The organism is Cellulomonas sp. P2_B4 (genome assembly GCF_056404795.1).
In genome coordinates this window covers 384,191-410,695 of sequence record NZ_JBFUDI010000005.1, presented here as the reverse complement: position 1 = coordinate 410,695, position 26,505 = coordinate 384,191, and the positions used below count along the sequence as shown (strand labels likewise).

The window sequence follows — 26,505 nt, the reverse complement described above, 5'->3', positions numbered from 1 at the left end:
TCGAGCAGAGCGGTCAGAGCATGCACGAGACGCACCCCTCGACTTCCGTGCCCTCCAGCGCGAGCTGGCGCAGGCGGATGTAGTAGATCGTCTTGATGCCCTTGCGCCAGGCGTAGATCTGCGCCTTGTTCAGGTCACGCGTGGTGGCCGTGTCCTTGAAGAACAGGGTCAGCGAGAGGCCCTGGTCGACGTGCTGCGTGGCCTCGGCGTAGGTGTCGATGACCTTCTCGTAGCCGATCTCGTACGCGTCCTGGTAGTACTCCAGGTTGTCGTTCGTCATGAACGGCGCCGGGTAGTAGACGCGGCCGATCTTGCCTTCCTTGCGGATCTCGATCTTCGACGCGATCGGGTGGATCGAGCTCGTCGAGTGGTTGATGTAGGAGATCGACCCCGTCGGCGGCACGGCCTGCAGGTTCTGGTTGTAGATGCCGTGCTCCTGCACGAGCGCCGACAGCGCCTTCCAGTCGTCCTGCGTCGGGATGTGCACGCCGGCCTCGGCGAACAGCTCCGCGATGCGGGCCGTCTTCGGCTTCCACTCCTTCTCGGTGTACTTCTCGAAGTACTCACCCGTCGCGTACTTCGAGTCCGCGAAGCCCTCGAACGCGCTGCCGCGCTCCTGGGCCAGCAGGTTCGACGCCCGGATCGCGTGGTACGCCACCGTGTAGAAGTAGATGTTCGTGAAGTCGAGGCCCTCGTCGGACCCGTAGAAGATGCGCTCGCGGGCCAGGTAGCCGTGCAGGTTCATCTGCCCGAGGCCGATGGCGTGGCCGCCGGCGTTCGCCTTCTTGATGGACGGCACCGACTCGATGCTCGTCTGGTCGGCCACGCCGGTCAGGGCGCGGATCGCGACCTCGACCGACTTGCCGAAGTCGGGCGAGTCCATCGCCAGGGCGATGTTCATCGAGCCGAGGTTGCAGGAGATGTCGCGGCCGACCTCCTTGTAGGAGAGGTCCTCGTTGTACGTCGACGGCGTCGAGACCTGCAGGATCTCCGAGCACAGGTTCGAGTGCGTGATCTTCCCGGCGATCGGGTTCGCGCGGTTCACCGTGTCCTCGAACATGACGTACGGGTAGCCGGACTCGAACTGCAGCTCGGCGAGCGTCTGGAAGAACTCGCGGGCGCTGATCTTCGACTTCTTGATGGCCGCGTTGTCGACCATCTCGTAGTACTTCTCGGTGACGTTGATGTCCGCGAACGGCACCCCGTACACGCGCTCGACGTCGTACGGCGAGAACAGGTACATCGGCTCGTTCTTCTTGGCCAGCTCGAACGTGATGTCCGGGATGACGACGCCCAGCGAGAGGGTCTTGATGCGGATCTTCTCGTCGGCGTTCTCGCGCTTGGTGTCGAGGAACCGGTAGATGTCCGGGTGGTGCGCGTGCAGGTACACCGCGCCGGCGCCCTGGCGGGCACCCAGCTGGTTGGCGTACGAGAAGGAGTCTTCGAGCAGCTTCATCACGGGGATGACGCCGGAGCTCTGGTTCTCGATGTGCTTGATGGGTGCGCCGTGCTCGCGGATGTTGCTGAGGAGCAGGGCCACGCCGCCGCCGCGCTTGGACAGCTGCAGGGCGGAGTTGATGCCGCGCGCGATCGACTCCATGTTGTCCTCGATACGCAGCAGGAAGCAGGAGACGGGCTCACCGCGCTGCGCCTTGCCGAGGTTCAGGAACGTCGGGGTGGCCGGCTGGAAACGACCGGACACGATCTCGTCGACGAGCGAGATGGCGAAGTCCTGGTTCCCCTCGGCCAGCGCGAGGGACACCATGCAGACGCGGTCCTCGAAGCGCTCCAGGTACCGCTTGCCGTCGAACGTCTTGAGCGTGTACGACGTGTAGTACTTGAACGCGCCCAGGAACGTCTGGAAACGGAACTTCTTGGAGTACGCGTACTCGAAGAGGGTCTTGATGAAGGCGCGGTCGTACTGCTCGAGGACCGCGGGGTCGTAGTACTTGTTCTCGACGAGGTAGTCGAGCTTCTCGTTGAGGTCGTGGAAGAAGACCGTGTTCTGGTTGACGTGCTGCAGGAAGTACGCCCGCGCCGCCTCACGGTCCTTGTCGAACTGGATCTCCCCGTTCGCGCCGTACAGGTTCAGCATGGCGTTCAGGGCGTGATAGTCCAGGCCGGACGTCTCTACGCGGGTATCTGCGACTGTCGTTGCCAAAATCTTCCCAATCCCTCACGGACGTTGTGAACGTCCTCGCTCGTACCCATGAGCTCGAAGCCGTACAGGTAGGGGACGTGGCACTTGGCCGCGATGATGTCCCCCGCTATGCAGTACTTCTCGCCGAAGTTCGTGTTACCGGCCGCGATCACGCCACGGATCAGTGCACGGTTGTCCTCGTCGTTGAGGAACTTGATGACCTGCTTTGGCACTGCCCCACCCTCGTTGCCCCCGCCGTACGTCGGCAGGATCAGCACGTACGGCTCGGAGGCGTGCAGGAACGGGTCTGTCGGCTTCAGCGGAATGCGATGCACATTCACGCCGAGCGCGGCCAGGCCCAGTTTCTGCACGAATCGGTGGGTGTTGTCCGAGGCGGAGGAGAAGTAGATGAGGGAGCTCATCGGGTCCATCCCCTCGGCCTCGGGTCGTACGTACGGCTGTCCCACCGGGCCGGCGCGGTTCGAGACCAGCGCCGGGCCCGGGAGTGCTTGGGGCGTCCGTCAGGCGACGGCGGTGGCCAGTCGCTCGGCGAGTGCCTTGATGCGGTCGGGGCGGTAGCCCGACCAGTGCTCGCCGTCCACGATCACGACGGGCGCCTGCAGGTGACCGAGCGACATGACGTAGTCACGCGCGTCGGCGTCCTGGCTGATGTCCACGACGGTGTAGTCGGCCTCGAGCTTGTCCAGCGCGCGGTAGGTCGCGTTGCACTGGACGCACGCGGGCTTGCTGTAGACCGTGATCGTCATCGTGGCTCCTGTGATCTCACGTACTGCGAGGCTGCCGCGTGCTTCCTGAACCGCTAGGTGAGCCCGCGCTTGATTGGCTTGGCAAGACACTACACCTAGTGGTCGGGGAAGCAATGGACCACTAGGGCTTGTAGTGACACGGATGTCATTCTTCACCCTGTGGACAAGATCCAGGCTACAGCCGACCACTGACACAGCCCCTCACCAGCGCGTTAGCAGGGGCTTCCACAGGCATCCACAGACCCCCATCGGACACCCACAGGGCAGTGCACACCGCTATGCACACGCCGTGTGTCCGATTCGCCCCGAAAAGGCCACCCCGGTGGCCGGGAGCCCGACTCGACTCGAGCCCGCGCCGAGCGGTCTCAGAGGTCTGAGACGCGGGCCCGGTCGATGTCGAGTCCGGTGAGATCGGCGGCGCGGAGGGCCGCGAGCAGGGCCTCGTCGACGACGACGTTCTTGGCAAAGTCGTGCGACGGGAAGAAGCTGCGGCCGGCGATCTTGCTGCGTGACAGGACCCAACGGATAGGCAGTCCGGAGGGTCCCCACGAACTCGCTTCGCGGTCCAGGACCTCGGGGCGCTCGACGAAGTGGGGGATGTGAAAGTCGTGATGGGTCCCCTCGGGGCTGACCACGGCAGCGGGCAGCCACTGGACACGGTCTGTCGCTGACAGATGCCGAGCGACGATGTCGGCCATGCGAGTGCTGAACAGCCGCACCGACGCTGCGGGCCAGTCGGGGACCGGTCCTGGCGTCCCCCAGAACCACTCTGTCACCGGAGGATCGACGAATACTCCCGGATCATGGAGGCGCTCCTTGAAGACGATCCCAGCCTTGTCCTTCGCGAAGTGGCCGGCCTCGGGCGAGTAGGAGGCGGCCACCGTGTAGTACGACGTCATCTGCAGAGACTTCCAGTAGGCGACGCGGAAGCGGAGCGACGAGGCTACAAGGGATCTGAGGCACACCAAGGCCCGCGGGGCGGCGCCTGCACCAGGAGCTGTACGTTCGTCAGGACGGCCGCGGCTCCCCTTACGCCCGTCCTGCTCGACCCGACACGGCCCGGTCAGGGAGACCCGATGACTCGACAGAGCGTGCACACCGACGACGCCCCCGCCGCGCTCGGCCCGTACAGCCAGGCGATCGTCGCGGGTGGGTTCGTCTTCTGCTCGGGCACCGCCGGGATCGACCCAGTGACCGGCGAGATCCCGGACGGCATCGAGGCCCAGACCGAGCTGGCCCTGCGCAACGTGTCCGCGACGCTCGAGGCGGCGGGCTCGTCGATGGCCGACCTCGTCAAGACCACGATCTTCTACGCCGACGTGGCCGACTTCGCGGCGCTCAACGCGGTGTACGCACGCCACATGCCGACCCCACCACCGGCGCGCTCCGCCCCGGCGAACGTCGTCCTGCCCCGCGGGCTGCTGGTCTCCATCGACGCCATAGCGGTCGTCTCCGGCTAGGTCGGCCCGACGACCACCCTGCGCACGACGCGTTGCTGAGACACCCTCAGCCGCCGTGCGCGACCGACGTCGGTGTCGTGCGGGATGCTGTCCTCGTGCAGATCACCACCCTCGGGGCGCTGGCCGTCGACGGCCGACCCGTCCGTGGCGACAAGCTGGTCGCACTCATCGGCGCGCTGCTCGACGCGCGCGGGCGTGTCGTGTCGTCGACCGCCCTCGTCGAGGACGTGTGGGAGGGCATCCCGCCCGACGACTCCGGCGGTGCGGTGCAGGCGCTGGTCTCCCGGGCGCGCCGGCTGGGGTTGCCCGTCACCGGGGCGCCCGGCGGGTACCGGCTGCCGGTCGACGACCTGGAGGTCGACGTCGCGCAGGCCGAGGCGCTGCTGGACGGCGCGCGGTCCGCGCTGCGCGCCGGCGAGCCCGCGGTGGCGCACGCGCTGACCGGGCAGGCGCGCGCGCTCGTCCCCGCCGTCCCGGACCTGGCCGAGGCCGCGACGGCGCGCCTGCTGGGCGAGGTGGTCGCCCTGCGCGCCGAGAGCGGGCTGACGGTCGGGGACACGGCCGACGTTCTCGACGACCTGCGCCGCTGCGCGCTGCGCACGCCGCCCGACGAGCCGCTGGTCGCGCTCCTGGTCCGCGTGCTCGCCGCGCAGGGGCGGGACGCGGAGGCGCTCGAGGTGGTCGAGCACGTGCGCGAGGAGCTCGCCGACCGGTACGGCACCGACCCATCCCCCGTCGTCGCGCAGGCTCACCTGGCGCTGCTGCGCGGCGAGCTGGCCTCGACGCCCCCGGAGCCGGCGGCCCGGGCGCGGTCCGTGCTGCCCGGCTCCTGGCGGCGGCCGGCGACGGCCCTGCTGGGTCGCGACGAGGACGTCGCGGAGCTCGAGCGCGCGCTGACGACCAGCCCGCTGGTCACGATCGTCGCGACGGGCGGTGCCGGGAAGACGCGGCTGGCCACCGAGGTCGCACGACGGGCCGTCGCCGACGGCAAGGCCGTCCGCGTCATCGAGCTGGCCGGCCTGCGCGGGCCGGCGGAGGTGCTGCCTGCCGTGCTGGCGGCCATCGGCGGCGGTGACGCGACCGCGGTCCGCGTGGACCTGGCCACCGAGCGGCGGCTGCTCGACCCCGAGGACCGGCTCCGGATCGCGGCGAAGGACCTGGACGGCCTGCTGGTGATCGACAACTGCGAGCACGTGCTGGACGCCGCTGCGACGGTCGTCGGCGACCTCCTCGCCGTCGCGTCGGACGACGTCGTCGTGCTGGCGACGAGCCGGGCTCCCCTGGGACTCGTCGGCGAGGCCGTGCACCGCCTGCGGACGCTCCCCGACGACGACGCGCTGGGTCTGCTGGAGGCGCGCGCCCGCGCGGGCCGGGCGAGCGTCGGCTGGGAACCCGCGCGAGCGCTCGAGCTGTGCCACCGCCTGGACAACCTGCCGCTCGCGCTCGAGCTCGCCGCCGCGCGGCTGCGGTCGATGACGGTCGAGGACGTGCTCGACGGGCTGACCGACCGGTTCTCCCTGCTCGACGACGCGCTGCGCGGGCTGCCCGAGCGGCACGCGAGCCTGTGGGCGATGGTCGACTGGAGCCGCGAGCTGCTCGACCCCGCCGACCGCGAGCTGCTGGAGCGCGTGTCGGTCATCCCGGCACCGTTCACGGCCGAGACCGCGATCGCCGTCGCCGGCAGCCAGCCGCACATCGTCCGGCGCGGCCTGTCGACGCTCGTCGAGCAGTCGCTGCTGAGCCTCGACGAGCACGACGACGGCTCGGCCCGGTACCGCATGCTCGAGACGGTCCGCGAGTACGGCGAGGCCCGGCTGGACGCCGCGGGCGCTCGCGCGGCCGCGATGACCGGGCTGGTGCGCTGGGCCGGGGTCGAGGCCGGCAGGCTCGGAGAGGACTTCATCGGGTCCGGGCAGGTCGCCGCGTTCGACCGGTGCGCGCAGGAGCAGGAGTCGCTCGTCGCGGCGCTGCGCTGGGCGGTCGAGCACGACGACGAGATCGCGCCGGTGCGCATCGCCGCGACGCTGTTCCACCTGTGGAGCGTGCGCGGCGCGCACGTCGAGGTGGTCGAGTGGTCGATGCGGATCTTCAAGGCCGACGACCCCGTCGCTCGCCGGACCTCGGCACTGTTCCGCGGCGCCTCGTCGGGACGGCCGTTGCCCGATGCCGACAAGATCGCCGGGGCCGGCCTGTTCGCCGCGATCAACGCGGGCGTCGCCATGTCGTTCCGGCTGGTCGCGCTGGCCTGGCGCGCGATCCAGGTGGTCATGGCCGAGCGGCCCACGCAGGTGAGCCCGCGGATGGCCTCGCTGACCTCGATCATGCCCGCGCTCGGCAGCCTGGACACCGCCGAGTCCGTGGCCGCGGCCCAGCGGCTGGTCGACACCGCGGACCCGTTCCTGCGCGGCATGGGCCTGTTCATGCGGGCGGCCACGCGCGAGAACGCGGGCGACCCGCTGGCGTCGAGCGACGACGCCCGGGAGGCGTACCGCGTGTTCGAGCAGGCGGGCGACCACTGGGGCATGGGCATGGCCGCGCAGGGCGTGGGCCAGTGGGAGAGCGCCCGCGGGGGTGCGGACGCGGACGAGTGGCTGATCCGCAGCATCGAGCACCTCGAGCTCGTCGGCGCCATGCAGGACGTCCGCAGCATCCGGGTCCTGCTCGACGTGCAGCGGGCGATCGCCGGCGAGGACGGTGCGCTCGACCGGCTGCACGAGGTGACGCGGTCGCCGCAGGTCGAGGACATGGACGTCGCGCAGGCCTACCTCGGGCTCGCCCACGTCGCGTGGGAGGGCGACGACGTCGCGGACGCCGTGCGCTACGCCGAGGCGGCCACGGCGATGATCCAGGGCGACGCGATCCACGCGCCGCAGGCCCGCATCCTGTTCCGGGTGGCCGCTGCCGTCGTGCACCTGCGGTCCGCGGGGACGCCCGGGATCGACGAGCGGACCGCGCTGCCCCGGGCGGTCGAGCTGCTCGAGCTGGCGCGGGTCGAGGCGCAGAGCATGGCCGACATGCCCGTGCTCGGCTCGTTCGCCCTGGGTGCCGCCGAGCTGGCCGCCTACCGGGGCGACGTCGCCACGGCGCGCGAGCTGTGGGCGCTGGGCGTCCGGCTCGGCGCGAGCCTGGTGCTGCAGTTCCAGCTCCGTCTCGCCGACCGGCTCGTGCTCACGCTCGGTGACCAGGAGACGCAGGACGCCTCGACGGCGGCGGCGCGCACGCTCTCGTCGCCCGAGGCTGCCGCGCGGATCCGCGCGCTCACGGCCGTCCTCGCCTGACGGTCCTACGCTCGAACCACGACGGAGAGGAACGGCCATGGACTTCCTGGTCTCGACGATGAACGACGCACCCGGCTACCGGATCGTCACCGTGCTCGGCGAGGTGACGGGCCTGACCGTGCGGGCGCGCAACGTCGGCGCGCAGATCGGCGCCGGGCTCAAGGCGTTCGTCGGCGGAGAGCTCAAGGGCCTGACCAAGCAGCTGCAGCAGAGTCGCGACGAGGCGGTGCAGCGGATGGTCGAGGCCGCGCAGGCCCGCGGCGCCAACGCGGTGATCGCGATGCGGTTCGACGCCGACGAGGTGGGCAACGGCTACCAGGAGATCGTCGCGTACGGCACGGCCGTCGTGATCGCCCCGGCGGTCTGACGACACGAGGAAGGCGGCCACCCGAGGGTGACCGCCTTCCTCGTCGGAAAGGTCAGGCCTTCTTGCGGTACGCCCGCAGGGCCAGCGGCATGAACACCACGACCAGGCCGAGGCACCACAGCAGCGTGTAGACGAGGCTGTTGCCCATCGGCGTGCCGAGGAAGAAGCCGCGCATCGCGGCGACCAGGTGCGTCAGCGGGTTCCACTGCACGAACGTCTGCATCCAGCTGGGCAGCGACGTCGCGGGCACGAACACGTTGGACGCGAAGGACAGCGGCATGATGATCAGGAACATGATCCCCTGGACGGCACCCGGGGTCCGGACCTTCATCCCGACGAAGACCGAGACCCAGCTGAGCGACAGGGCGAACACCACTGCGAGCAAGCAGCCCGCGACCGCGCTGAGCGGGTCGGTGAGGATCCGGAAGCCCATCAGGTAGCCGATGGCCAGCGTGACGACCGTGACGATGACGTAGCGGACCACGTCGCCGAACACCGAACCGACCAGCGGGGCCGCCCTGGGGATGGGCAGCGACTTGAAGCGGTCGAAGATGCCCTTCTCCATGTCGGTGTTGAGGTTCACGCCGATGGCGATGGCGCCGGTCGCGATGGTCTGCGCCAGGATGCCGGGGAGCAGGAACTGCAGGTACGTCTGGGTGTCCCCGGCGACCGCGCCGCCGAAGATGTAGACGAAGATCACCAGGAAGATCGCCGGCTGGAGCGTGACGTCGATGAGCGCCTCGGGGGTGCGCATCGTCTTGATGAGGCTGCGCTTGGCCAGGGCCAGCGAGTGCCGGACGAGCGGGAACGGACGCCTCTTGACGACGGCGGCGGCGGACGGGGTGTTCGGCGCCAGGGCGCTTCGCGACGTGGTTGCGGTGGTCATCACGCCACCTCCTTCTTGTCTGTGATGCCGGCGGTGACGGTGGTGTCGTCCTCGGACGCGGTGCGACCCGTGAGCGTGAAGAACACCTCGTCGAGGCTGGGCAGGTGCAGGGAGAGCTCGGTGACGCCGATGCCGACGCTCGCCAGGCGCGAGACCGTGGCGGTCAGCGCCGAGTCGTCGGCGACCGGGACCGCGAGGACGCCCTTGCGGATCTCCTCGGCGCGACCGTCGGAGGACACCTGCGCGAGGATCGTCGCGGTCTCCTCGAGGCGGGTCAGGTCGGAAGGGCGGACCTCGAGGGTCTGGCCACCGACCACGCGCTTGAGGCCGTCCGGGGTGTCGTGCGCGATGACCCGACCGTGGTCGATGACCGTGATCTCGTCGGCCAGCGCGTCTGCCTCCTCCAGGTACTGCGTGGTGAGCAGGACGGTCGAGCCCTCGTTGACGAGCGTGCGCACGACGCCCCACATGTCCTCGCGCTTGGAGGGGTCCAGGCCGGTCGTCGGCTCGTCGAGGAAGATGACGTCGGGCCGCCCGACGAGGCTGGCGGCGAGGTCGAGGCGACGGCGCATGCCGCCGGAGTAGGTCTTGGCGGGCCGGTCGGCCGCGGCCGTGAGGTCGAACCACTCGAGCAGCTCGGCGGCGCGGGCGCGGGCGTTGACCTTGCCCAGGTCCAGCAGGATGCCGAAGAGCACGAGGTTCTGGCGGCCGGAGAGGTCCTCGTCGACGGACGCGTACTGGCCGGTGAGGCCGATCGACTGGCGGACGCGCACGGCGTCCTTGACCACGTCGAAGCCGTTGATGCGGGCGGTGCCGGCGTCGGGGTTGAGGAGGGTGGACAGGATGCGGACCGCCGTCGTCTTGCCAGCACCGTTGGGGCCGAGCACGCCGAGGACGGTGCCGCGAGCGACGGCGAGGTCGACGCCCTGAAGCGCCTTCGTCTCACCGAAGTGCTTGACGAGGCCGTGGGCCTCGATCACCAGGTCTGTTGTCATGGCACCAGCCTGTCCGGCCTCGCTGACAGGGCACCGACACGGCGCTGACACGGCGGTGTGGGCGGTGTCAGCGCCCGTGTCAGCCCAGTGACCAGCGGCAACGTCCGAGCAGATGAGCGCTCGGGGGCTCATCTGCTCGGACGTTGTGTGGTTACGGGAGGGCGATCGTGGGGTCGAGGAACTCGTTGGTGTAGAGGTCCGACGCCGTCAGGCCCTTGGCCGGGGCGGTGCCGGCGTCGGTGAGGATCGGGGTCGCGATGTCCAGGATCTTCTGCACGCGGGACTCCTCGAAGCTGCCGAGCGTGCCGTCCGGGCCGTTGGCCACGATGCCGAGGTCGAGCTGCTGCTTGGTCCCGTCGGCGGCCTGGGCCGCGTCGTAGACCCATCCGGTGTTGAACTCCTGCACGGCCTTCACGACGAGGGCGTTGGCCACCGTCGGGTCGGCGAAGTAGTCGACGGTGGCCTGCTGGACCACCGGGACCAGCTTCTTCAGGCAGTCGGCCTGCTTGGTGACGTCCTCGGTGCGCACCGACAGCGCGACCGCGTAGAGCGGGTAGCCGGTGTCGGCGATGAGCTGGTAGTCCACCGGCTTGTTCCAGGACGGCAGCTGGTTCTCGTAGACGAACGGCTCGTCGGTGGCGAAGCCCTGCTGCGCGTCCTTGCCCTGCGCGGCGACGAAGTTGGCGGGCGTCCCGTCGTAGGTCCCGTCGATCTGGTCGGGCCGCAGCTGGCCGGAGCCCGTCAGGTAGGACATCCACGTGGCGCCGGCGAAGTAGCGGACGAACGCGTCGGTGTCGGCCAGGTCGGAGATCTTGTGGACGTCCGGGTACGTCGCCGGGTCCCACATGATCATCCAGGGCGCCTTCTCGAACGTCGCCATGACCGCGGTGGTGGGCAGCGCGACAGAGTTCTGCACGGACTCGTCGGTGTTCACCCAGCCCAGCAGCACGTCCTTGTCGGAGTACATCTGCGACGGCACGGGCGTGAACCCGATGGCCGGCCCGCCCGCGCGGACCTCGACGTCGACCCCGGTCCACTCGCCCTGGGAGTACAGCGGGCCCCTGACCACCTTGGCGTCGGCGTCGATCGTGGGGTTCGGACCGAGCAGCTGGTAGAGGCCGCCCTGCTCGGCCTGCGGGTTCCAGTCGGTCTGGATGACGACGGTCGCGGGGCAGACGCCGCTGAGGTCGACGGCGCCGATCGGGGTGCCGGCGGTCGCCGACGACTCGGACTCGGCCGCGGTCGAGCCGCCGCACGCGGCCAGGGAGAGCGTCACGAGGCCGGCGACGACGGCTGCGCCCACGCGCTGGGAGGTGGTCATGGTGATGCTCCTTATTGTGAGGGGACTTCAGAGCCGGTCGATGTCGGTCGCCGAGACGGGGGTCCCGGAGGCGTCCGACGCGAGGGAGAAGCGGTTCTCGGTGGTGACGTAGAAGCTGGCGCCGAAGCGGCCGACGGGGTGGAAGTCCGCGAGCGCCACGCGCCAGAGCTCGGTGTCGACGAGGCCGTCGGCCGCGTGCAGGTGTCGGATCCGGCCGAGGTAGACCTGCCGGCTCGTGGTGAGGATCCGTTCGTCGACCGTGCACTCGAACGCGACGGGCGCCTCGGCGATCCGCGGCGGGCGGACGCGGTACGCGGGCGTGGCGGTGAGGCCGACGGTCGCGAGCTCGTCGACGTGGGCGGGGAACGCCTCGCCGCACGCGTGCATCCGCGCGGCCATCGGCTGGTCCGGGATGTGCACGACGAACTCGCCGGAGGCGTCGAGGTTGGCGGCGGTGTCCTTCTGGGCGCCGCCCTCGAGCCGGTTGATGCTGATCATGAGCAGCGGCGGGTCCTCGCCGACCATCCCGAACATGCTGAACGGGGCGGCGTTGACCACCCCCTCGGTGCTGAGGGTCGTCACCAGCGCGATCGGCCGGGGCACGATCAGCGACGCCATGAGCTTGTAGCGCTGGTGGACCCCGAGCTCGTCGAAGTCGATCTCAGCCATGCGAGGCCACCCACCAGCTGAGCAGCACGTCCCGCAGCGCGTCGCCCTCCTCGGCGTAGCGGTCGCGGTCGTGGAGGGCTCGGAGGCGAAGCGCGTCGGCCTCGTCGAGCTCGACCGGCACGTCGATCAGGCGCACCGGCGTCCGGGCGAACGCGGGTGCGTACGACGGGTCCTTCGCCAGACGCCGCTCGGTGCGGATCGTGGGCTGGCGGAAGTCCGCGGGCGTGCGCTGCGTGGCGTAGGACCGCAGGGGCGGGACGGCCTCGATCTCGTCGGTCGTGGCCGTGCGGACCTCGACCCGCACCGGGTTCAGCGAGAAGTTGCTGGTGCCCATGATGTCGTTGCCGCAGACGTTGGGCACCGCCAGCACGTCGGTCAGCGCGAGCAGCTCGACGTGGTCGCCCGGAGCCGTCGACTGGCGCAGGATCTCGGGCATCCCGTCGACCACGCGCGTGGCCATGAAGAGGTTGAACGAGTCGTGCACGTCGTCCGGGGTGAGCCCGTACTCGCGCTGCGCCTCGGCCTGGATGTCCGCGCAGTTCGTGTGCTCGGCGAAGCCGTGCATCGACTCGTACATGGTGGCGCTGCACCGCGGGAACAGGGTGTCGTTGATGCCGGCGGTGTCGGTCTGCAGGTACATCAGCGCGCGCTCGCGGGGCGGCGCGGACCACAGGAACGACCCGGTGCTGGGGTTGGTGCCGTGCAGCGTGCGGGTCCGGCCCACGTGCATGAACTCGCGGTAGTCGTGCAGGTTGAAGACGTTGAGGTCGACGCACTGATCGCCGGTGATCTGCTCGACGCGCAGCACCTGGCCGGCCCGGACCTCGAACGCCTTGCCGGTGCCGGGCTCCAGGACGGTCTCCTCGAGGGTGGTCCGCTCGTCGGCGGCGTCGATCTCCGCCCACCACTGCCACGGGGTGCCGTTGGTTCGTGGGTGCACGCGGCGGACGACCCCGTCCGCGCTCTCGCCCAGGGCGAGCCGGACGAGCGCCGGCGCGTCCGGTGCCTCGTCGGCACGGATCGACGCCTCGACGAGCTCGAGCTGCTGGTCCGTCAGGCGGACGATGATCTGCGACATGATGTCCTCTCGTATACGGAACTGACGTTAGTTCGTATACCGAAAGCCACCGTTTCGTATCCGTCAAATGTTCGTTGCGGTCAGGTTTCGCGCGTCCCGGCCCGTATACGGTTACCGCATGGACCGACCTGCCGACCGCGCGAACGCCGCCTTCCTCAGCCTGCGGTCCGCGATCGTCGAGGCCGCGCTGCCGCCCGGCACCCGGCTGCCCGAGGACCTGCTGGCCCAGCAGTACGGGGTCAGCCGCACGCTCATCCGCGGCACGCTCGCCCGGCTGACCGCCGCGGGGCTCGTCGAGACGGGCAAGGCGAAGTCGGCCCTGGTGGCCAACCCGTCCCTGACCGACGCGAAGGAGACGTTCGAGGTGCGGCGCTGCCTCGAACGGGAGGCCGTGCGACGCATCGCGCTCGGCTGGCAGCCGGCGACCGGCGAGGTCCTGAGCGCGCACATCGAGCGCGAGCTCGCCGCGACGGCCACGCCCAACCCGCAGGTCTCCGGCCGGCTCGGCGCCGAGTTCCACATCCTGCTGGCCGAGCTCAGCGGCAACGCGCTGCTGGAGCGCTACCTCAGCGAGGTGGTCTGGCGGTGCGCGCTGATCCTCGCCGTGCACGGGCGCGACCACGACCAGCGCGGGTCGGTCGCGGAGCACGAGCGGCTCGTCGCGCTCATGGGCGCCGGTGACGCCGACGGCGCCGAGGCGCTGATCGTCGCGCACGTCGCCGCGGTGGAGGAGCGCACGCTCGCGGGCGTCGGGGTCGACGAGCACCTCGACCTGGCGTCGGTGCTCAGCCGGTACTGATCAGAGCAGGGTGGCGAGCAGCCGGTCGAGCTCATCGTCGGACGTGAAGTAGTGCGGCGAGGCCCGGACGACCTCCGTGAGGCCCCGGGCACCGAAGTCGAGCTGGGCCGACGAGACGCGCGTAACGCTGACATTCACGCCGGCCCGGGCGGCAGCGACCCGGACCTCGTCGGCGGACCTCCCGTCCACGGTGAACGTGACGATGCCGGACCGGCGCACACCCTTGTCGCGGACCGTCACGCCCTCGATCGCGGCCAGGTCGGTGCGCAGGCGGGCCGCCAGGCCGCAGACCCGCTCCTCGATCGCCGGCAGGCCGACGGCCAGGGCGTAGTCGACCGCCGCGCCGAGGCCGAGGTTGTCGGCGATCGAGCGCTCCCAGGTCTCGAAGCGACGGGCGCTCGGGACCGGTGCGTAGGTGGTCGCGGACGTCCACGTGGCTGCGCCCAGGCCGAGGACCGGCGGGACGAGCTGCTCGGTGATCGCGCGCGACGCGTAGAGGAACCCCGTCCCCCGCGGCCCGCGCAGGAACTTGCGGCCCGTCGCGGCGAGCAGGTCGCAGCCGATCGCCGTGACGTCGACGTCGAGCTGACCGACCGACTGGCACGCGTCGAGCAGGAAGACCGCTCCGGCCCGCCGGGTGAGCGCGCCGACCTCCGCCGCCGGGTTGACCACGCCACCCCCGGTCGGCACGTGCGTGAGCGCGACGAGGGCGACGTCGCCCGTCTCCAGCTCGGCGCCGAGGGCGGAAAGGTCGACCTGGCCGTGCTCGTCGTCGTCGATGACCTGGAGCGTCGCGCCCGACCGCTCGCACGCCTGCAGGAGCGCGATCGCGTTGCTCACGTACTCGGTGCGCGCCGTCAGGATGCGCTGGCCCGGCTTCAGCGGGATCGACGAGAACGCGACGTCCCAGGCCACGGTCGCGCTCTGCACCAGGGCGATCTCGTCGTTGTGCGCGCCGACGAGCCGCGCGACCGAGTCGTACACGGCCTCGACGCGCTCGGTGGCCTCCGTCTCGGCCTCGTACGGACCGATCTCCGCCTCGCGGCGCAGGTGCGCGACGACCGTGTCGGTCACCACCTGCGGCCGCAGCGAGCCGCCCGCGTTGTTCAGGTGGGCGACGTGCTCGACGCCGGGGGTGTCACGCCGGACGCGGTCCAGATCGATCGTCACGCGGGGATCTTAGGCAGGTGCGCCGCCGGCGGGACCAGCTGGTTCAGCGGCTGGAAGGTCGCCAGAGGACGACGGCCGCGCGGTCGCTCGGGGAGGCAGGGCGACGGCTGCGGGCGCGATTGACGGCGACGTCGCCGGTCGGGTCGGCCGTGAACACGCGACGACCGGGGTCGACGAACGCGCGGAGGTACTCGATCTGTCGTCGCAACCCGTCGAGCTCCTGCTCGAGCTCGAGGATGCGCTTGATCCCGGCGAGGTTCACGCCCTCGTCCTGGGACAGCCGCTGGACCTCGCGCAGGGTGGCGATGTCGCGCAGCGAGTACCGCCGTCCCCGGCCGCTGGCGCGGCTCGGGGTGACCAGGCCGAGGCGGTCGTACTGGCGCAGGGTCTGCGGGTGCATCCCGGCCAGCTCGGCGGCGACCGAGATGACGTAGACCTTCGCGTCCTCGCCGGGCACGGCTACTTCCTCGCCGAGTCCAGCAGGCCGGCGCGCACGTCCTCACCCGACGTCGCGATGCCGAACGCCTGGACCGCCTCGCGCGCCGCCCCGGAGAGCCGCTGGGGCACGACGACCTGGACGGTGACCAGCAGGTCGCCGGTGTTCTTCGCGGTGGCCACGCCCTTGCCCTTGACACGAAGCACCCGTCCGGACGGCGTGCCCTCGGGCACCTTGACCCGGACGGACGAGCCGTCGAGCGTCGGCACCTCGATCGTCGCGCCGAGCGCGGCCTCGTCGAACGCGACCGGCACCGTCAGGCGCAGGTTGTCGCCGTCGAGCGAGAAGACGGGGTGCGGGGTGACGTTCACGGTCACGACCAGGTCGCCCGCCGGGGCGCCCATGTCGCCGGGGCGGCCCTTGCCGCGCAGCCGGATCTTCTGGCCGTCGCGGACGCCCGCGGGGATGCGCGCGTTGACGGTGCGGCCCTCGACGTTCAGCGAGACCTGCGAGCCCTCGACGGCCTGCCGGAACGGCATGGTGACCGTCGCGGCCAGGTCGGCGCCGGCCTGCGGTCCGCGGGAGAAGCCACCGCCGCCGCCGTTGCCGAACAGCCCGCCGAGCAGGTCCTCGAACCCGCCCTGGTTCGACGAGTACCGGACGCGGCCGCCGCCCGGGGCACCGCCGCCGCCGAACATGCCGCCGAACACGTCCTCGAAGCCGCCGTTGGCGCCGCGGCCGCCCGACGTGAAGCGGGCACCGCCGGCCATCGCGCGCAGCTGGTCGTACTGGCCGCGCTGCTCGGGGTCCGACAGGACCGCGTACGCCTCGCCGACGTCCTTGAAGCGGGCCTCGGCCTTGGCGTCACCGGGGTTGTGGTCCGGGTGCATCTCGCGCGCGAGCTTGCGGTAGGCCTTCTTGATGGCGGCCGCGTCCGCGTCCTTGGGGACGCCGAGAACCGCATAGAAGTCCTTCTCGAGCCAGTCCTGACCGGTCACGACGCCTCCTCTCGTTCCGTCCCGCAGCGTCCGAGCAGATGGTCGCCAGGGGCGGCATCTGCTCGGACGCTACAGGGGTTGTGCACGCAGGGTGCCTACGCCTCGGGGTCCACGACGGCCACGCGGGCCGCACGGAGCACCCGGTCGGCGGTGCGGTAGCCGGGCTGGAGCACCAGCTGGACGGTCGGCTTGCTGACCTCGGCGGAGTGCGAGTGCATGAGCGCCTCGTGCACCGCCGGGTCGAACGGCTCGCCGGCCGCGCCGTACCGGGTGACCCCGAAGCGACCCAGGGTCGCCTCGAGCTTGTCCGCGATCGACGCGAACGGTCCGGTCAGGTCGCCGTGCTGGCGGGCCAGCTCGATGTCGTCGAGCACCGGGATGAGGGCCTCGACGACCGCGTGCACGCCCCGGTCGTGGGCGGCCAGGCCGTCGGCCTTGGACCGCTTCACGAACGAGGAGTACTGCTGCTCGAGGTTGTAGTAGGCCGCCTTGGACCGCTGGAGCTCGTCGAGACGCTCCGCGGCGATCCGCTCGGCCTCCACGAGACCCTCCAGGACGACCTCCTCCTCCGCGTTCTCCGCGATGGACTCGGCCTCGGCGAGGACCTGCTCCTCAGGAGTCAGGTCGTCGCCGTCGCCCTCGGTCGACGACGTCACTTGGACGCCGCCTCGTCCTCGTCGTCGACGATCTCGGCGTCGACGACGTCCTCATCCTGAGAAGCAGAGCCGGCCGGGGCGTCCGCAGCAGGCGCCTCGTCAGAAGTGTTGTTCGCCGAGTACAGCGCCTCGCCGATCTTCTGGCTCGTCGTGAGCAGGGCCGCGTGCTTGGCCTTGACCTCGTCGACGTCCGTGCCCGCGAGCGCGGTCTTCAGCTCGCCGACGGCGGCCTGGACCTCGGTCTTGACGTCGTCGGACAGCTTGTCCGCGTTGTCGACGAGCAGCTTCTCGGTCGAGTAGACGAGGCCCTCGGCGGCGTTGCGCGTCTCGGCCTCCTCACGACGGGCCTTGTCCTCGGCCGCGTGCTCCTCGGCCTCGCGCACCATGCGCTCGATGTCCTCCTTGGGGAGGGCCGAGCCGCCGGTGATCGTCATCGACTGCTCCTTGTTCGTGCCGCGGTCCTTGGCGGACACGTGCACGATGCCGTTCGCGTCGATGTCGAACGTGACCTCGATCTGCGGGACGCCACGCGGAGCCGGCGCGATGCCGGTCAGCTCGAACGTGCCGAGCGGCTTGTTGTCCCGCGCGAACTCACGCTCGCCCTGGAACACCTGGATCAGCACGGACGGCTGGTTGTCCTCGGCGGTGCTGAAGATCTCGCTCCGCTTGGTCGGGATGGCCGTGTTGCGCTCGATGAGCTTGGTCATCACGCCGCCCTTGGTCTCGATGCCGAGGCTCAGCGGGGTGACGTCGATGAGCAGGACGTCCTTGCGGTCGCCCTTCATGACGCCGGCCTGCAGGGCGGCGCCGACGGCGACGACCTCGTCCGGGTTGACGCCCTTGTTGGGCTCCTTGCCGCCCGTGAGCTCGGTGACCACGTCGGTGACGGCCGGCATGCGGGTCGAGCCGCCGACGAGGACCACGTGGTCGATGTCGGCGAGCTTGATGCCCGCGTCGCGGATGACCGACTGGAACGGCGCCTTGGTGCGGTCGAGCAGGTCCTGCGTCATCTGCTGGAACTGCGCGCGGCCGAGCTTGGTGTCCAGGTGGACCGGCCCGTTCTCGCTCATGGAGAGGTACTGCAGCGAGATGTTGGTCGTCGTCGCCGACGACAGCTCCTTCTTGGCCTGCTCGGCAGCCTCACGCAGACGCTGCACGGCGATCTTGTCCTTGGCCAGGTCGACGCCCGTGGAGTTCTTCACCTCGGCGATGAGGAACTCGACGATGCGCTGGTCCCAGTCGTCGCCGCCGAGGCGGTTGTCACCGGAGGTCGCGCGGACCTCGATCGTCGAGAAGCCGTCGTCGTCCTTGCCCACCTCGAGCAGGGAGACGTCGAACGTGCCGCCACCGAGGTCGAAGACGAGGATGAGCTCGTCCTCCTTGCCGCGCTCCAGGCCGTAGGCCAGGGCGGCCGCGGTGGGCTCGTTGATGATGCGCAGGACGTTGAGGCCCGCGATGGCGCCCGCGTCCTTGGTGGCCTGGCGCTCGGCGTCGTTGAAGTACGCCGGGACCGTGATGACGGCCTCGGTGACGGGCTCGCCCAGGTAGGCCTCCGCGTCACGCTTGAGCTTGGAGAGCACCCGCGCGCTGATCTCCTGCGCGGTGTACTTCTTGTCGTCGATCGCCGTCGACCAGTCCGTGCCCATGTGGCGCTTGACGGACGTGATCGTGCGGTCGACGTTGGTGACGGCCTGGCGCTTGGCGATCTCGCCGACCAGCACCTCACCCGTCTTGGAGAACGCGACGACGGACGGCGTCGTGCGCGACCCCTCGGCGTTGGCGATGACCGTGGGCTCGCCGCCCTCGAGGACAGCGACCACCGAGTTGGTGGTACCGAGGTCGATGCCGACTGCTCGTGCCATGTGTGTGCCTTCTTTCGTGTGCTGCTGTTGCTGGGAGTGCTCTTGAGTCCGGCTCGCTCAAGTCTGCGTCCGCTTCCGGCCAGACGCAAACTCGTGTCGGCCAAACTTGAGTCTGTATGGCTCAACTCTGGCCGAGGGTGAGGCATTCCCGTCGGGGGTCCGCAGTTCGCCGAAACTCCAAGGGATTCGGCCTCCAGAACAGAGGGCCCTTGACGCCCAGATCCCTCGGCAGCCGTGGCCACACAGGTCCTCCGAGCTGGGCCCGATAGTCCGATGACGTCGGCGTGGCCCCGCCAACCCCGGAGACTCTGATGTGCTGATGTCCTACCCGGCGGGGAGGATGGGCGCGGGAAGGTACAGATGAGCGACATCGCGGACGTTCCACCCGCCGTTGTGGGCAGGCTCCGGGTGATCTGCGGGGAACTGCCCGAGGCGTACGAGGAGCCGGCGTGGATCGGCCTGCGGTGGCGGATTCGCCGGCGGACGTTCCTGCACGTCTACACCACCGACGAGAGGCGGTCGGCGTATATCGATCTGGACCATCCGGCCATCCTGATGACCTTCCGGGCGCCGCCCGGGGAGTTGGCCGCGCTGGCGCATGCCGGCCCTCCGTTCTTCCGGGCCGACTGGGGTGAGAATGTCGTGGGAATGGTGCTGGACGACGAGACGGACTGGGTCGAGGTTGCTGAGCTGGTGACGGACAGCTATCGCGTGCAGGCGCCCCGCCGCCTCGCGTTCCGGCTGAAGGCAGGTGGATGAACCGCCGGCTCGTCCCAGTGGGAACTCACCGGCGTGATCGGTCGGCCACGTGCTGCAACTCGCAGTCGCCGTCAGGAGAACAGCTGGACCTGGCGCTCGACGCCACTTGCTGGCTGAGCAGATCAGCGAGACGGGCTCGGGCATCACGAGGTGCCGGGCTGAGGATTCGGACAACTAGGTGAGACGCGCGCAGGCTCACCTATGTGTCCTACAGCAGGTAGGCCGTTGAGCGTCGGACACGTCCGATGAGTTCCTACAACTGCGTCTGTGGGATCTCACCTGGTCGCCCACTGCGCGCCCCGGGCAACGACGGGGCGGCGCGTCTCCGCGGTTCAGCGGATACCGTGACGTGACCGAAGCGCTCTGGATCGACGGCAAGGCGAGCAACACAGGCCGATGAATGCGACAGACGAGTACATCGCGTCGTTCCCCGACGAGGTCCGGCCCATCCTGACGGAGGTCGCCGAGGCGCTGCGCCGGGCACTTCCCGGAGCCGAGGAACGGATCCGCTACGGGATGCCGGCGTTCATGCTGAGCGACCGGTATGCGCTGCACTTCGGCGGGTGGAAGAAGCACGTCGGTCTCTACCCGGTCGCCCCGCTGGAGCCGGAGCTCGAGGCCGAAGTCGCCCCGTACCGCGCGGCGAAGGACACGGTGAAGCTCCTGTACCGCGATCCGGTCCCGACCGACCTCGTCGAGCGGATCGCGACGGCGTTGCGGGCCCAGCACCCGTAGCACTCAGAAGGTCGCGGCCAGCTTGTCCAGCGACGAATCCAGGCCCCGTCGCGACAGCTCGGCGACCTGCTCGTCGGCGTACCCGCGCTCGACGACGGTCATCAGCCCGTCGCGGACCGTGATGACGTGCGGGACCTCGCGCGGGATGCCGGGTGGGAAGCCGAGGTCCTGCGGGTCGTGAGAGCCGCCATCGGCGTCGCTGAACCCGTGGAGGAACTCGAGCCGCTCGCCGACGTCGACGCGCGTGTAGGTCCACGTGCTCCAGAGGTCGACCCCGTCGGGCGTGCGCATGGCCACGAGCGAGACCCCACCGACCCGCACGTCCATCCGCGCGACCGGGCAGGTGAACCCCTGCGGCCCCCACCACCTGCGCACGGCTTCGGAGTCCGTCCAGGCAGCCCACAGGACGCTCGCCGGGGCGTCGAACGCCCGCCGCACCTCGAGGTCGGTCATGACGCCAGCGCCTGGTCGAGGAGGGCCATCGACGAGCGCGTCCCCGACTCCAGCCCGCCGGACGGCACCCACCGGTCACGGTCCTCCACCGACGCGAACAGCGACACCGACGTCAGCCGGCACCCGGACGCGGTGGGCTCGAACGTCTCGACGAGCAGCTGCAGGGCGCCCGGCCCGCCCTCCTCGAACTCGAAGGTCGACACCAGCCGGTGCGGCGCGCTGACCTCGTGGAACACCCCACGCATCGGGTACTCCGTGCCGTCACCGCGGGTCATCACCAGGCGCCAGCGCCCCCCCACGCGCAGGTCGTGCTCGTCGACGACGACCGCGAACCGGTCGGACCCTTTCCAGCGCGGCATCAGCTCGGGGTCGGTGTAGGCGCGGAACGCGATCTCCGGCGGCGCGTCGAAGTCGTGCACGACGACGACGTCCTGCCGCCCGGGCTCGATCATCAGCTCAGTGGTTCCCATCGAGGTTCTCCTCGTCTCTCCGCAGTGCGGCGATCTCACGGTCCAGGGCGTCGAAGCGCTGCCGGAAGGCAGCCCGATGGTGCTCGAGCCAGTCGGTGGCGTCATCGAGCGCGTCTTCCCGGAGCCGGCTCGGACGCCACTGCGCACGCCGGCCCCGCGTGATCAGGCCGGCCTCCTCGAGCACGCGCAGGTGCTTGGAGACGGCCTGGCTCGTCATGTCAAACGGTTCCGCCAGCTCGGCAACGGTCGCCTCGCCCTCGGCCAGCCGGGCGAGGATGGCCCGGCGGGTCGTATCGGCGAGGGCGGCGAACGTCGCGCTCAGCGCATCCATCTGTGAAACCTTCTGGTTGTGTAACCGGTTGGTTGGATACTGTCCCTGGCGACGGCCGTTCGTCAAGCGCATCCGGGAGGCCGGAGGCGCACCGGGTCGGGGAGTCCGCGAAGGTCCGCGGCAAGCTCGTTCTCACCGTCGGCTGACCTGCTTGACCCCGGAGGTCCTCGCTACGGTGGCCAGGTGGTTCCCCACCGGCCTGCCGCTCCTTGGTCGGCCCCACGGCTCGCGGCAGCAGTCGCCACTCTGCTCTGGCTCGGCAGCGCAGCGGTCAGCGCCTATTGGGCGCTCGGCGGGGACGGCCTGCTCGACACCGTCGGCGGCGAGATCGAGGAGTGGGGACGCCGACGGACCGCGAGCGTCGCCGTCGTGCTGTGGCTCGTCGTCGCGCTCAAGGCCGGCGTCGCGCTCGCCGCACCCGTGCTCGCCGGGCCCCCGGGCCGGTTCCCCGGCTGGATGACCGGCCGTCTCCCCCGCACGCTGGGATGGATCGCCGGGATCGTGCTCCTTGGCTACGGCGGCGTCCTCACCGCGGTCGGCCTTCTGGTCCAGGTGGGCGTCATGCACGCGAGCCAGGACAGCGACCAGCGGGCCCTGGCCTGGCACGCCTACGTGTGGGACCCGTGGTTCGCCCTCTGGGGACTGGCTCTCGTGACCAGCCTCTGGTTCAGCAGGCCCGGCGCCGCCGGTCGAGAGGTCGCCCGACGAACGTGACGCCAGCGCTCGGCGCCTTCGACGACCACGATTGAAGCTGGAATGAGTTCCGTAGGTGCAGTGACCGAGGACTTGGACACGTACATGAGACGACGGCCGTCTCACCTACTTGTCCGGTCGCAGGTCAGCGAGGTGGGCGTCGGACAACCCGGATGAGTTCCTCCAGAAACTCGCCAGCCTCTCCAGCCGCCCGGCACCGGCCCGTTGAGGGTGTTGCCACCTTGCGCGAGAATCGCGCCATGGCGCTGACCACCCGGATGCTGACGCCGGACACGTGGGACGACTTCGCTGCGCTCGTCGAGTCGAACAACGGTGTGTGGGGTGGCTGCTGGTGCATGGGATTCCATCCGGGCGGTTCCACCGGGACGCGCCAGGGCAACCGGGACGCCAAGCAGCAGCTCGTGCAGCACGGTGCCGTGCGCCAGGTACTGGTCTACGACGAGGAGAGATGTGTCGGCTGGTGTCAGTTCGGCACCCCACCGGAGCTCCCCAACATCAAGAACCGCCGCGCCTACGACGCTGAAGCGCAGGATCCGCCCGACTGGCGGATCGGATGCATCTTTACGAACTCGAAGGACCGCGGCCACGGGATCGCTGCGGCCGCCGTGCAAGGGGCCCTGGACGAGATCCACCGCGCCGGCGGCGGCGTCGTCGAGGCCTACCCGGAACAAACGGCGGATCGACCCCCGCAGCGAGGCGCATATCTCCACACCGGATCCGAAGAACTGTACGAGCGGCATGGATTTGTGAGGGACCGGCGCATCGCCAAGTGGCGGTGGGTCATGCGCGCCACCCTCTGACTCATGAGCAGCCCGCCCGTCAGAGCTCGGCAGGCGGAACCCCTCGCCAGTACCCACCGCCCCGTCACCGCGACGACGACTGCTCGCTCGGGCCGGCATGCGATTGCTCCTGCACGTCCTCGACCTCCGCCCGCTAGCGTGGGTCGCCATGTCGTCCGAGCCCGCGATCACCTTCGTCCGACCTCCGCAGCTGACGGCGCGAGCGCCTTACGCCTACGCGGCTGTTGCCCGGCCTGGCCAGCTCGTCTTCACCGCGGGAGCCTGCCCGCTCGACGCCGACGGCAGGACGGTCGCTGTGGGCGACGTCGCCGGACAGGCCGCACAGGTCATGGCGAATCTCGTCACCGCGCTGCAGGCCGCCGGCGCGCAGCTGACCGACGTCGTCAAGACGACCATCTACGTCGCGTCGTCCCAGCAGGCCGATCTCGGCATCGCCTGGCACGTCGTCCGTGGTGCCTTCGGCACCCACGACGCCCCGAGCACCCTGCTCGGCGTCAACGTCCTGGGTTACGACGACCAGCTGGTCGAGGTCGAGGCGATCGCGATCCGTCCGAGCGCGGTCTGAGATGACACGTGACCAGGCGCAGTCCAGGACTCCGGGGCGGATGGGCGGCTCGCCCGAACGACCCGCGCGCTTCTTTGACAGTCCCGAGGAGTTCGGTGCCTGGCTGGCACTGCACCACGACACGGAGACGATGCTGTGGATGGGCTTGAAGAAGAAGGGCGCGGCTGATCGCGGCCTGACCTGGGAGCTAGCGGTCGTCGAGGCGCTGTGCTGGGGATGGATCGACTCGGTCTCGCAACGCATCGACGACGAGTCCCGGCGACAGCGCTGGACCCCTCGCAAGAAGACGTCCCACTGGAGCCGGGTCAATCTCGATCTCGTCGAGAAGCTGCGCGCCGAGGGGCGGATGCAGCCGAGCGGGTTGGCGATCTGGGAGCAGCGCACCCGCGAAGAGGCGCCCTACAGTCACGAGCGACCGTGGGCCGGACTCCCGGACTCGTTTGCCGAGGAGCTGGCTGCGTCGCCGGCGGCCACCGCGTTCTGGGAGGCGTCGACTGCGACCTACCGCAAGTTCTGCGCCGTGTGGGTCACCTCAGCCAAGCAGGACGTCACCCGCGCCCGCCGGATGGCACAGCTGATCGAGTGCAGCGCCGAGGGCCAGCTCGTGCCGGGCCAACGCTACGGCGACGTTCCGGCGTGGTTGGCGCGGGCCGCCGCTGCCGCGGCTGAAGCGCGATGAAGCACAAAAGCCTGCGTCCTACGTCGTCGAGAATCCTCTTGCGGTCGGCACGCCCCACGCGCAACGGTCAGGGCGTGACCGTCCCCCCGCGCCTCGCTCCCCTGCTGGCCGAGTACGACTTCGCCAGCACCCGACTCCTGCAGCGCCTCAGCGGCCCCTGGGTCGACAGCGGCGACGACGAGCAGGTGGTGGTCGAGCCGCTCACGGACGCGGAGCTCCTCTGGGAGCCCGTCCCCGGCGCGTGGACCATTCGCCGGCAGACGGACGGGCCTGGCGGCCTCGGCGCGACGAGACTCGTCGGAGCGGGCGAGTGGGGCCACGACGGGGGCCGCCCGCACCCCTGGCCGCCGCCGGTCACGAGCATCGGCTGGCGCATCAACCACGTGGCCAAGACGCTGGCGGGCCGCGCGGACCACACCGACGGCACCCACACCCACACGGAGGCGTCCGACGAGCCGCAGGGCACAGCAGCGGGAGCCGTCGCGGGGCTGACCGCAGCGGTCGCGGCATGGCGCGCGACACTCCTGGGAGCCGACGACGCCGCCCTCGACACGGTCGGCTACAGCACCTACCCGAACGGCTCCGACTCCGAGGAGACCTTCCTCGACGTCGTCTGGTGGATGAACCAGGAAGTCGTCCACCACGGCGCTGAGATCGCCCTCCTCAGGGACCTGTACATCCGGCTGGCGTGACGCGCAGGTGCGCCCTAGTCCGCCTGGCTGAGATGCACCATGGCGTCATAGAGCTGCTCGTCCGTCATCGGCGGTTCGGGGATCGGATGTGCTCCCTCGGCGCGGTAGGCGTCGAGCATGAGGTAGAGAGGGCGCCGCCACGCCGTGGGCGCCGTGGAGCTGGTTGCGTCGATGATCCGCCCGTTGGACCAGATGAGGTTGACGATGTCGGCCCGTGTGATGTCGAGGCGTGCCGCGCCGGCTCCTTGTGCTCGGGCGAGCACGTCCTCGATCTGCTGGCACATCTGATCGTGGATGGACTCGGTGACAGCGTTGCCGGGAAAGCGTCGGGAGAGGAAGTCGTTGAATCCTCGGTCGCCCGCCTGCACCGCGAACAGGTTCTCCAGATAGGCGACGAAGCCATCCCACGGATCGTCGATCCCCATCGCCTCGTCGGCGCCACGGAGGAACTCCTCGAGCCGCGGCCTGAAGGCGGCCATGAGCAGGTCCAGACGTGTCGGGAAGTGGCGATACAGGGTGCCGATGGCGACCCCGGCGTCGCGCGCGATCTTCTCCAAGGAGGCGTCCACACCGTGCGCGGCGAACTCGCGCTGCGCCGCATCGATGAGCTTGGCACGGCGCTCGCGAGCGTCGCGGCGTAGCGGCCTCCGCGTCTGCTCGATGTCGCTGGTGCTCACCCGCCGAGTCTACGGGAGGCACCCCTCCGGAATATCCTGAGGCATCCCTCCGGTTAAGCGGGGACGGCCTCAAGGGCCAGCACCGATCCGGTATGCACGCCGGACACCACGGAGGGACGATCATCATGACCACGATCAGCATCATCGGCTCGGGCAACATGGCCACGACCATCGGCGCCCGGGCAGCGAGACACGGCCACTTGGTCGAGATCATGAGCCGGGACGCCGCCAAGGCTCGCGCGGCTGCCGACCAGATCGGCGACGGAGCCACCGTAGGGACGTTCGGCGCAAGGCCGGCGGGCGACATCGTCATCGTGGCCGTCCTGTACGCAGGCGCGGTCGACGCCGTCGCTCACTACGGCGATGCGCTGGCCGGCAAGATCCTGGTCGACATCACCAACCCGTTCAACGCCGACGCGAGCGGGGTCGTGACCACGCCCGGCAACTCGGTCTCCCAGCAGATCGCCGCCGCCGCGAAGGGTGCGCACGTCGTCAAGGCGTTCAACTCGATATTCCGCGGCGTCATTGCCGCCGACAAGCCCTTGGACGTGCTGTTCGCCGGCGACAGCGCCGACGCGAAGGCACGCTTCGCGGCCTTTCTGACGAGCTTGGACATGCGCCCCCTCGACGTCGGAGGGCTCGAGATGACTCACGTCCTCGAATGGGCCGGCATCCTCCTCATGGGCCTGGCGCGCAACGGCGCGGGCTTCGACGTCGCCTTGAGTGCCGAGGTCGGCTGAGCATGGCG

Annotated in this window: 30 protein-coding genes; 12 read left to right on the top strand and 18 right to left on the bottom strand. The window is 70.2% G+C overall.

Features of this window, described 5'->3' with window-relative positions:
• Positions 1-13: 13 nt before the first annotated feature.
• The 4 genes from nrdE to AC1DZC_RS11385 all read right to left on the bottom strand — a co-directional run bounded on the left by nrdE (position 14) and on the right by AC1DZC_RS11385 (position 3,806).
• Positions 14-2,161, bottom strand: coding sequence for a class 1b ribonucleoside-diphosphate reductase subunit alpha (gene nrdE, locus AC1DZC_RS11400; protein WP_477037330.1), 2,148 nt, complete (start codon positions 2,159-2,161; stop codon positions 14-16).
• Complete coding sequence (nrdI, locus tag AC1DZC_RS11395; protein ID WP_477037331.1) at positions 2,131-2,562, bottom strand: class Ib ribonucleoside-diphosphate reductase assembly flavoprotein NrdI; 432 nt, start codon at positions 2,560-2,562, stop codon at positions 2,131-2,133. Before nrdI ends, nrdE begins: the two co-directional genes overlap by 31 nt.
• A 99-nt stretch (positions 2,563-2,661) precedes the next feature.
• Entirely contained in the window at positions 2,662-2,907 is a 246-nt protein-coding gene (nrdH, locus tag AC1DZC_RS11390) for a glutaredoxin-like protein NrdH (RefSeq protein ID WP_477037332.1), read from the bottom strand.
• 365 nt (positions 2,908-3,272) lie between these two features.
• Entirely contained in the window at positions 3,273-3,806 is a 534-nt protein-coding gene (locus tag AC1DZC_RS11385) for a hypothetical protein (RefSeq protein WP_477043327.1), read from the bottom strand.
• Between the two features lie 177 nt (positions 3,807-3,983).
• On the opposite strand from AC1DZC_RS11385, the gene AC1DZC_RS11380 reads away from it, so the two are divergent.
• The 3 genes from AC1DZC_RS11380 (at position 3,984) to AC1DZC_RS11370 (ending at position 8,012) form a co-directional block, all read left to right on the top strand.
• Positions 3,984-4,367 (top strand): Rid family detoxifying hydrolase, encoded by a 384-nt coding sequence (locus tag AC1DZC_RS11380; protein ID WP_477037333.1) that lies wholly within the window; start codon positions 3,984-3,986, stop codon positions 4,365-4,367.
• Between the two features lie 95 nt (positions 4,368-4,462).
• Entirely contained in the window at positions 4,463-7,645 is a 3,183-nt protein-coding gene (locus AC1DZC_RS11375; RefSeq protein WP_477043326.1) for a winged helix-turn-helix domain-containing protein, read from the top strand.
• Between the two features lie 37 nt (positions 7,646-7,682).
• Entirely contained in the window at positions 7,683-8,012 is a 330-nt protein-coding gene (locus tag AC1DZC_RS11370; RefSeq protein WP_477043325.1) for a YbjQ family protein, read from the top strand.
• Between the two features lie 52 nt (positions 8,013-8,064).
• Here the strand turns inward: AC1DZC_RS11370 and AC1DZC_RS11365 are convergent, their stop codons facing one another.
• The 5 genes from AC1DZC_RS11365 to AC1DZC_RS11345 all read right to left on the bottom strand — a co-directional run bounded on the left by AC1DZC_RS11365 (position 8,065) and on the right by AC1DZC_RS11345 (position 12,961).
• The gene (locus AC1DZC_RS11365) at positions 8,065-8,898 is read right to left on the bottom strand and encodes an ABC transporter permease (protein ID WP_477043324.1); all 834 of its coding nucleotides are present in this window, start codon (positions 8,896-8,898) and stop codon (positions 8,065-8,067) included.
• Entirely contained in the window at positions 8,898-9,893 is a 996-nt protein-coding gene (locus AC1DZC_RS11360) for an ATP-binding cassette domain-containing protein (RefSeq protein WP_477037337.1), read from the bottom strand. The genes AC1DZC_RS11365 and AC1DZC_RS11360 overlap by 1 nt, the downstream gene beginning before the upstream one ends.
• A 151-nt stretch (positions 9,894-10,044) precedes the next feature.
• Positions 10,045-11,214, bottom strand: a complete 1,170-nt coding sequence (locus AC1DZC_RS11355; RefSeq protein ID WP_477043323.1) for a substrate-binding domain-containing protein — start codon at positions 11,212-11,214, stop codon at positions 10,045-10,047.
• A 27-nt stretch (positions 11,215-11,241) separates the two neighbouring features.
• On the bottom strand, positions 11,242-11,883 hold the full coding sequence (locus tag AC1DZC_RS11350; RefSeq protein ID WP_477043322.1) for a flavin reductase family protein: 642 nt from the start codon (positions 11,881-11,883) through the stop codon (positions 11,242-11,244).
• On the bottom strand, positions 11,876-12,961 hold the full coding sequence (locus tag AC1DZC_RS11345; protein ID WP_477043321.1) for a DUF1989 domain-containing protein: 1,086 nt from the start codon (positions 12,959-12,961) through the stop codon (positions 11,876-11,878). Before AC1DZC_RS11345 ends, AC1DZC_RS11350 begins: the two co-directional genes overlap by 8 nt.
• A gap of 118 nt (positions 12,962-13,079) precedes the next feature.
• On the opposite strand from AC1DZC_RS11345, the gene AC1DZC_RS11340 reads away from it, so the two are divergent.
• The gene (locus tag AC1DZC_RS11340; RefSeq protein WP_477043320.1) at positions 13,080-13,760 is read left to right on the top strand and encodes a GntR family transcriptional regulator; all 681 of its coding nucleotides are present in this window, start codon (positions 13,080-13,082) and stop codon (positions 13,758-13,760) included.
• Here the strand turns inward: AC1DZC_RS11340 and AC1DZC_RS11335 are convergent, their stop codons facing one another.
• The 5 genes from AC1DZC_RS11335 to dnaK form a co-directional block, all read right to left on the bottom strand.
• Positions 13,761-14,930, bottom strand: coding sequence for an aminotransferase class V-fold PLP-dependent enzyme (locus AC1DZC_RS11335; protein ID WP_477043319.1), 1,170 nt, complete (start codon positions 14,928-14,930; stop codon positions 13,761-13,763).
• A 43-nt stretch (positions 14,931-14,973) separates the two neighbouring features.
• Positions 14,974-15,387 (bottom strand): heat shock protein transcriptional repressor HspR, encoded by a 414-nt coding sequence (locus AC1DZC_RS11330; protein ID WP_477037343.1) that lies wholly within the window; start codon positions 15,385-15,387, stop codon positions 14,974-14,976.
• A gap of 2 nt (positions 15,388-15,389) precedes the next feature.
• Positions 15,390-16,364, bottom strand: a complete 975-nt coding sequence (locus AC1DZC_RS11325; RefSeq protein WP_477037856.1) for a DnaJ C-terminal domain-containing protein — start codon at positions 16,362-16,364, stop codon at positions 15,390-15,392.
• A 95-nt stretch (positions 16,365-16,459) separates the two neighbouring features.
• On the bottom strand, positions 16,460-17,020 hold the full coding sequence (locus tag AC1DZC_RS11320; RefSeq protein WP_477043318.1) for a nucleotide exchange factor GrpE: 561 nt from the start codon (positions 17,018-17,020) through the stop codon (positions 16,460-16,462).
• The gene (gene dnaK, locus AC1DZC_RS11315) at positions 17,017-18,882 is read right to left on the bottom strand and encodes a molecular chaperone DnaK (RefSeq protein ID WP_477043317.1); all 1,866 of its coding nucleotides are present in this window, start codon (positions 18,880-18,882) and stop codon (positions 17,017-17,019) included. Before dnaK ends, AC1DZC_RS11320 begins: the two co-directional genes overlap by 4 nt.
• A gap of 360 nt (positions 18,883-19,242) precedes the next feature.
• On the opposite strand from dnaK, the gene AC1DZC_RS11310 reads away from it, so the two are divergent.
• Both AC1DZC_RS11310 and AC1DZC_RS11305 read left to right on the top strand, forming a co-directional pair.
• A complete protein-coding gene (locus tag AC1DZC_RS11310) occupies positions 19,243-19,641 on the top strand; it encodes an MmcQ/YjbR family DNA-binding protein (protein ID WP_477043316.1) in 399 nt (132 codons plus the stop codon).
• Positions 19,642-20,037: 396 nt separating this feature from the next.
• Positions 20,038-20,376, top strand: coding sequence for an iron chaperone (locus AC1DZC_RS11305; protein ID WP_477043315.1), 339 nt, complete (start codon positions 20,038-20,040; stop codon positions 20,374-20,376).
• A 3-nt stretch (positions 20,377-20,379) separates the two neighbouring features.
• On the opposite strand, the gene AC1DZC_RS11300 is transcribed toward AC1DZC_RS11305, so the two are convergent.
• From AC1DZC_RS11300 to AC1DZC_RS11290, 3 genes are read right to left on the bottom strand one after another with little or no spacing between them, the layout of a single operon-like run.
• Entirely contained in the window at positions 20,380-20,829 is a 450-nt protein-coding gene (locus AC1DZC_RS11300) for an SRPBCC family protein (RefSeq protein WP_477043314.1), read from the bottom strand.
• Positions 20,826-21,299, bottom strand: coding sequence for an SRPBCC domain-containing protein (locus AC1DZC_RS11295; RefSeq protein ID WP_477037350.1), 474 nt, complete (start codon positions 21,297-21,299; stop codon positions 20,826-20,828). The genes AC1DZC_RS11300 and AC1DZC_RS11295 overlap by 4 nt, the downstream gene beginning before the upstream one ends.
• The gene (locus AC1DZC_RS11290; protein ID WP_477043313.1) at positions 21,286-21,630 is read right to left on the bottom strand and encodes an ArsR/SmtB family transcription factor; all 345 of its coding nucleotides are present in this window, start codon (positions 21,628-21,630) and stop codon (positions 21,286-21,288) included. The genes AC1DZC_RS11295 and AC1DZC_RS11290 overlap by 14 nt, the downstream gene beginning before the upstream one ends.
• 183 nt (positions 21,631-21,813) lie before the next feature.
• Here AC1DZC_RS11290 and AC1DZC_RS11285 point away from each other — a divergent pair, with 183 nt between their 5' ends.
• The 5 genes from AC1DZC_RS11285 (at position 21,814) to AC1DZC_RS11265 (ending at position 25,080) form a co-directional block, all read left to right on the top strand.
• The gene (locus tag AC1DZC_RS11285; RefSeq protein WP_477043312.1) at positions 21,814-22,344 is read left to right on the top strand and encodes a DUF3995 domain-containing protein; all 531 of its coding nucleotides are present in this window, start codon (positions 21,814-21,816) and stop codon (positions 22,342-22,344) included.
• Positions 22,345-22,583: 239 nt separating this feature from the next.
• A complete protein-coding gene (locus AC1DZC_RS11280; protein ID WP_477043311.1) occupies positions 22,584-23,144 on the top strand; it encodes a GNAT family N-acetyltransferase in 561 nt (186 codons plus the stop codon).
• Between the two features lie 148 nt (positions 23,145-23,292).
• Complete coding sequence (locus tag AC1DZC_RS11275; protein ID WP_477043310.1) at positions 23,293-23,709, top strand: RidA family protein; 417 nt, start codon at positions 23,293-23,295, stop codon at positions 23,707-23,709.
• Between the two features lie 40 nt (positions 23,710-23,749).
• Positions 23,750-24,388, top strand: a complete 639-nt coding sequence (locus AC1DZC_RS11270) for a YdeI/OmpD-associated family protein (protein ID WP_477043309.1) — start codon at positions 23,750-23,752, stop codon at positions 24,386-24,388.
• Between the two features lie 74 nt (positions 24,389-24,462).
• On the top strand, positions 24,463-25,080 hold the full coding sequence (locus AC1DZC_RS11265; RefSeq protein WP_477037356.1) for a DinB family protein: 618 nt from the start codon (positions 24,463-24,465) through the stop codon (positions 25,078-25,080).
• Between the two features lie 14 nt (positions 25,081-25,094).
• On the opposite strand, the gene AC1DZC_RS11260 is transcribed toward AC1DZC_RS11265, so the two are convergent.
• On the bottom strand, positions 25,095-25,757 hold the full coding sequence (locus tag AC1DZC_RS11260) for a TetR/AcrR family transcriptional regulator (RefSeq protein WP_477037357.1): 663 nt from the start codon (positions 25,755-25,757) through the stop codon (positions 25,095-25,097).
• Positions 25,758-25,849: 92 nt separating this feature from the next.
• On the opposite strand from AC1DZC_RS11260, the gene AC1DZC_RS11255 reads away from it, so the two are divergent.
• The gene (locus AC1DZC_RS11255; RefSeq protein ID WP_477043308.1) at positions 25,850-26,497 is read left to right on the top strand and encodes an NADPH-dependent F420 reductase; all 648 of its coding nucleotides are present in this window, start codon (positions 25,850-25,852) and stop codon (positions 26,495-26,497) included.
• Positions 26,498-26,505 lie beyond the last annotated feature (8 nt).

Coding starts and splice junctions, on each gene's coding strand:
- nrdI (WP_477037331.1), bottom strand. CDS start 2,562: ATGAGCTCCCTCATCTACTTCTCCTCCGCCTCGGACAACACCCACCGA.
- nrdH (WP_477037332.1), bottom strand. CDS start 2,907: ATGACGATCACGGTCTACAGCAAGCCCGCGTGCGTCCAGTGCAACGCG.
- AC1DZC_RS11385 (WP_477043327.1), bottom strand. CDS start 3,806: ATGACGTCGTACTACACGGTGGCCGCCTCCTACTCGCCCGAGGCCGGC.
- AC1DZC_RS11380 (WP_477037333.1), top strand. CDS start 3,984: ATGACTCGACAGAGCGTGCACACCGACGACGCCCCCGCCGCGCTCGGC.
- AC1DZC_RS11370 (WP_477043325.1), top strand. CDS start 7,683: ATGGACTTCCTGGTCTCGACGATGAACGACGCACCCGGCTACCGGATC.
- AC1DZC_RS11365 (WP_477043324.1), bottom strand. CDS start 8,898: ATGACCACCGCAACCACGTCGCGAAGCGCCCTGGCGCCGAACACCCCG.
- AC1DZC_RS11360 (WP_477037337.1), bottom strand. CDS start 9,893: ATGACAACAGACCTGGTGATCGAGGCCCACGGCCTCGTCAAGCACTTC.
- AC1DZC_RS11355 (WP_477043323.1), bottom strand. CDS start 11,214: ATGACCACCTCCCAGCGCGTGGGCGCAGCCGTCGTCGCCGGCCTCGTG.
- AC1DZC_RS11350 (WP_477043322.1), bottom strand. CDS start 11,883: ATGGCTGAGATCGACTTCGACGAGCTCGGGGTCCACCAGCGCTACAAG.
- AC1DZC_RS11345 (WP_477043321.1), bottom strand. CDS start 12,961: ATGTCGCAGATCATCGTCCGCCTGACGGACCAGCAGCTCGAGCTCGTC.
- AC1DZC_RS11340 (WP_477043320.1), top strand. CDS start 13,080: ATGGACCGACCTGCCGACCGCGCGAACGCCGCCTTCCTCAGCCTGCGG.
- dnaK (WP_477043317.1), bottom strand. CDS start 18,882: ATGGCACGAGCAGTCGGCATCGACCTCGGTACCACCAACTCGGTGGTC.
- AC1DZC_RS11310 (WP_477043316.1), top strand. CDS start 19,243: ATGAGCGACATCGCGGACGTTCCACCCGCCGTTGTGGGCAGGCTCCGG.
- AC1DZC_RS11305 (WP_477043315.1), top strand. CDS start 20,038: ATGAATGCGACAGACGAGTACATCGCGTCGTTCCCCGACGAGGTCCGG.
- AC1DZC_RS11300 (WP_477043314.1), bottom strand. CDS start 20,829: ATGACCGACCTCGAGGTGCGGCGGGCGTTCGACGCCCCGGCGAGCGTC.
- AC1DZC_RS11295 (WP_477037350.1), bottom strand. CDS start 21,299: ATGGGAACCACTGAGCTGATGATCGAGCCCGGGCGGCAGGACGTCGTC.
- AC1DZC_RS11290 (WP_477043313.1), bottom strand. CDS start 21,630: ATGGATGCGCTGAGCGCGACGTTCGCCGCCCTCGCCGATACGACCCGC.
- AC1DZC_RS11280 (WP_477043311.1), top strand. CDS start 22,584: ATGGCGCTGACCACCCGGATGCTGACGCCGGACACGTGGGACGACTTC.
- AC1DZC_RS11275 (WP_477043310.1), top strand. CDS start 23,293: ATGTCGTCCGAGCCCGCGATCACCTTCGTCCGACCTCCGCAGCTGACG.
- AC1DZC_RS11270 (WP_477043309.1), top strand. CDS start 23,750: ATGGGCGGCTCGCCCGAACGACCCGCGCGCTTCTTTGACAGTCCCGAG.
- AC1DZC_RS11255 (WP_477043308.1), top strand. CDS start 25,850: ATGCACGCCGGACACCACGGAGGGACGATCATCATGACCACGATCAGC.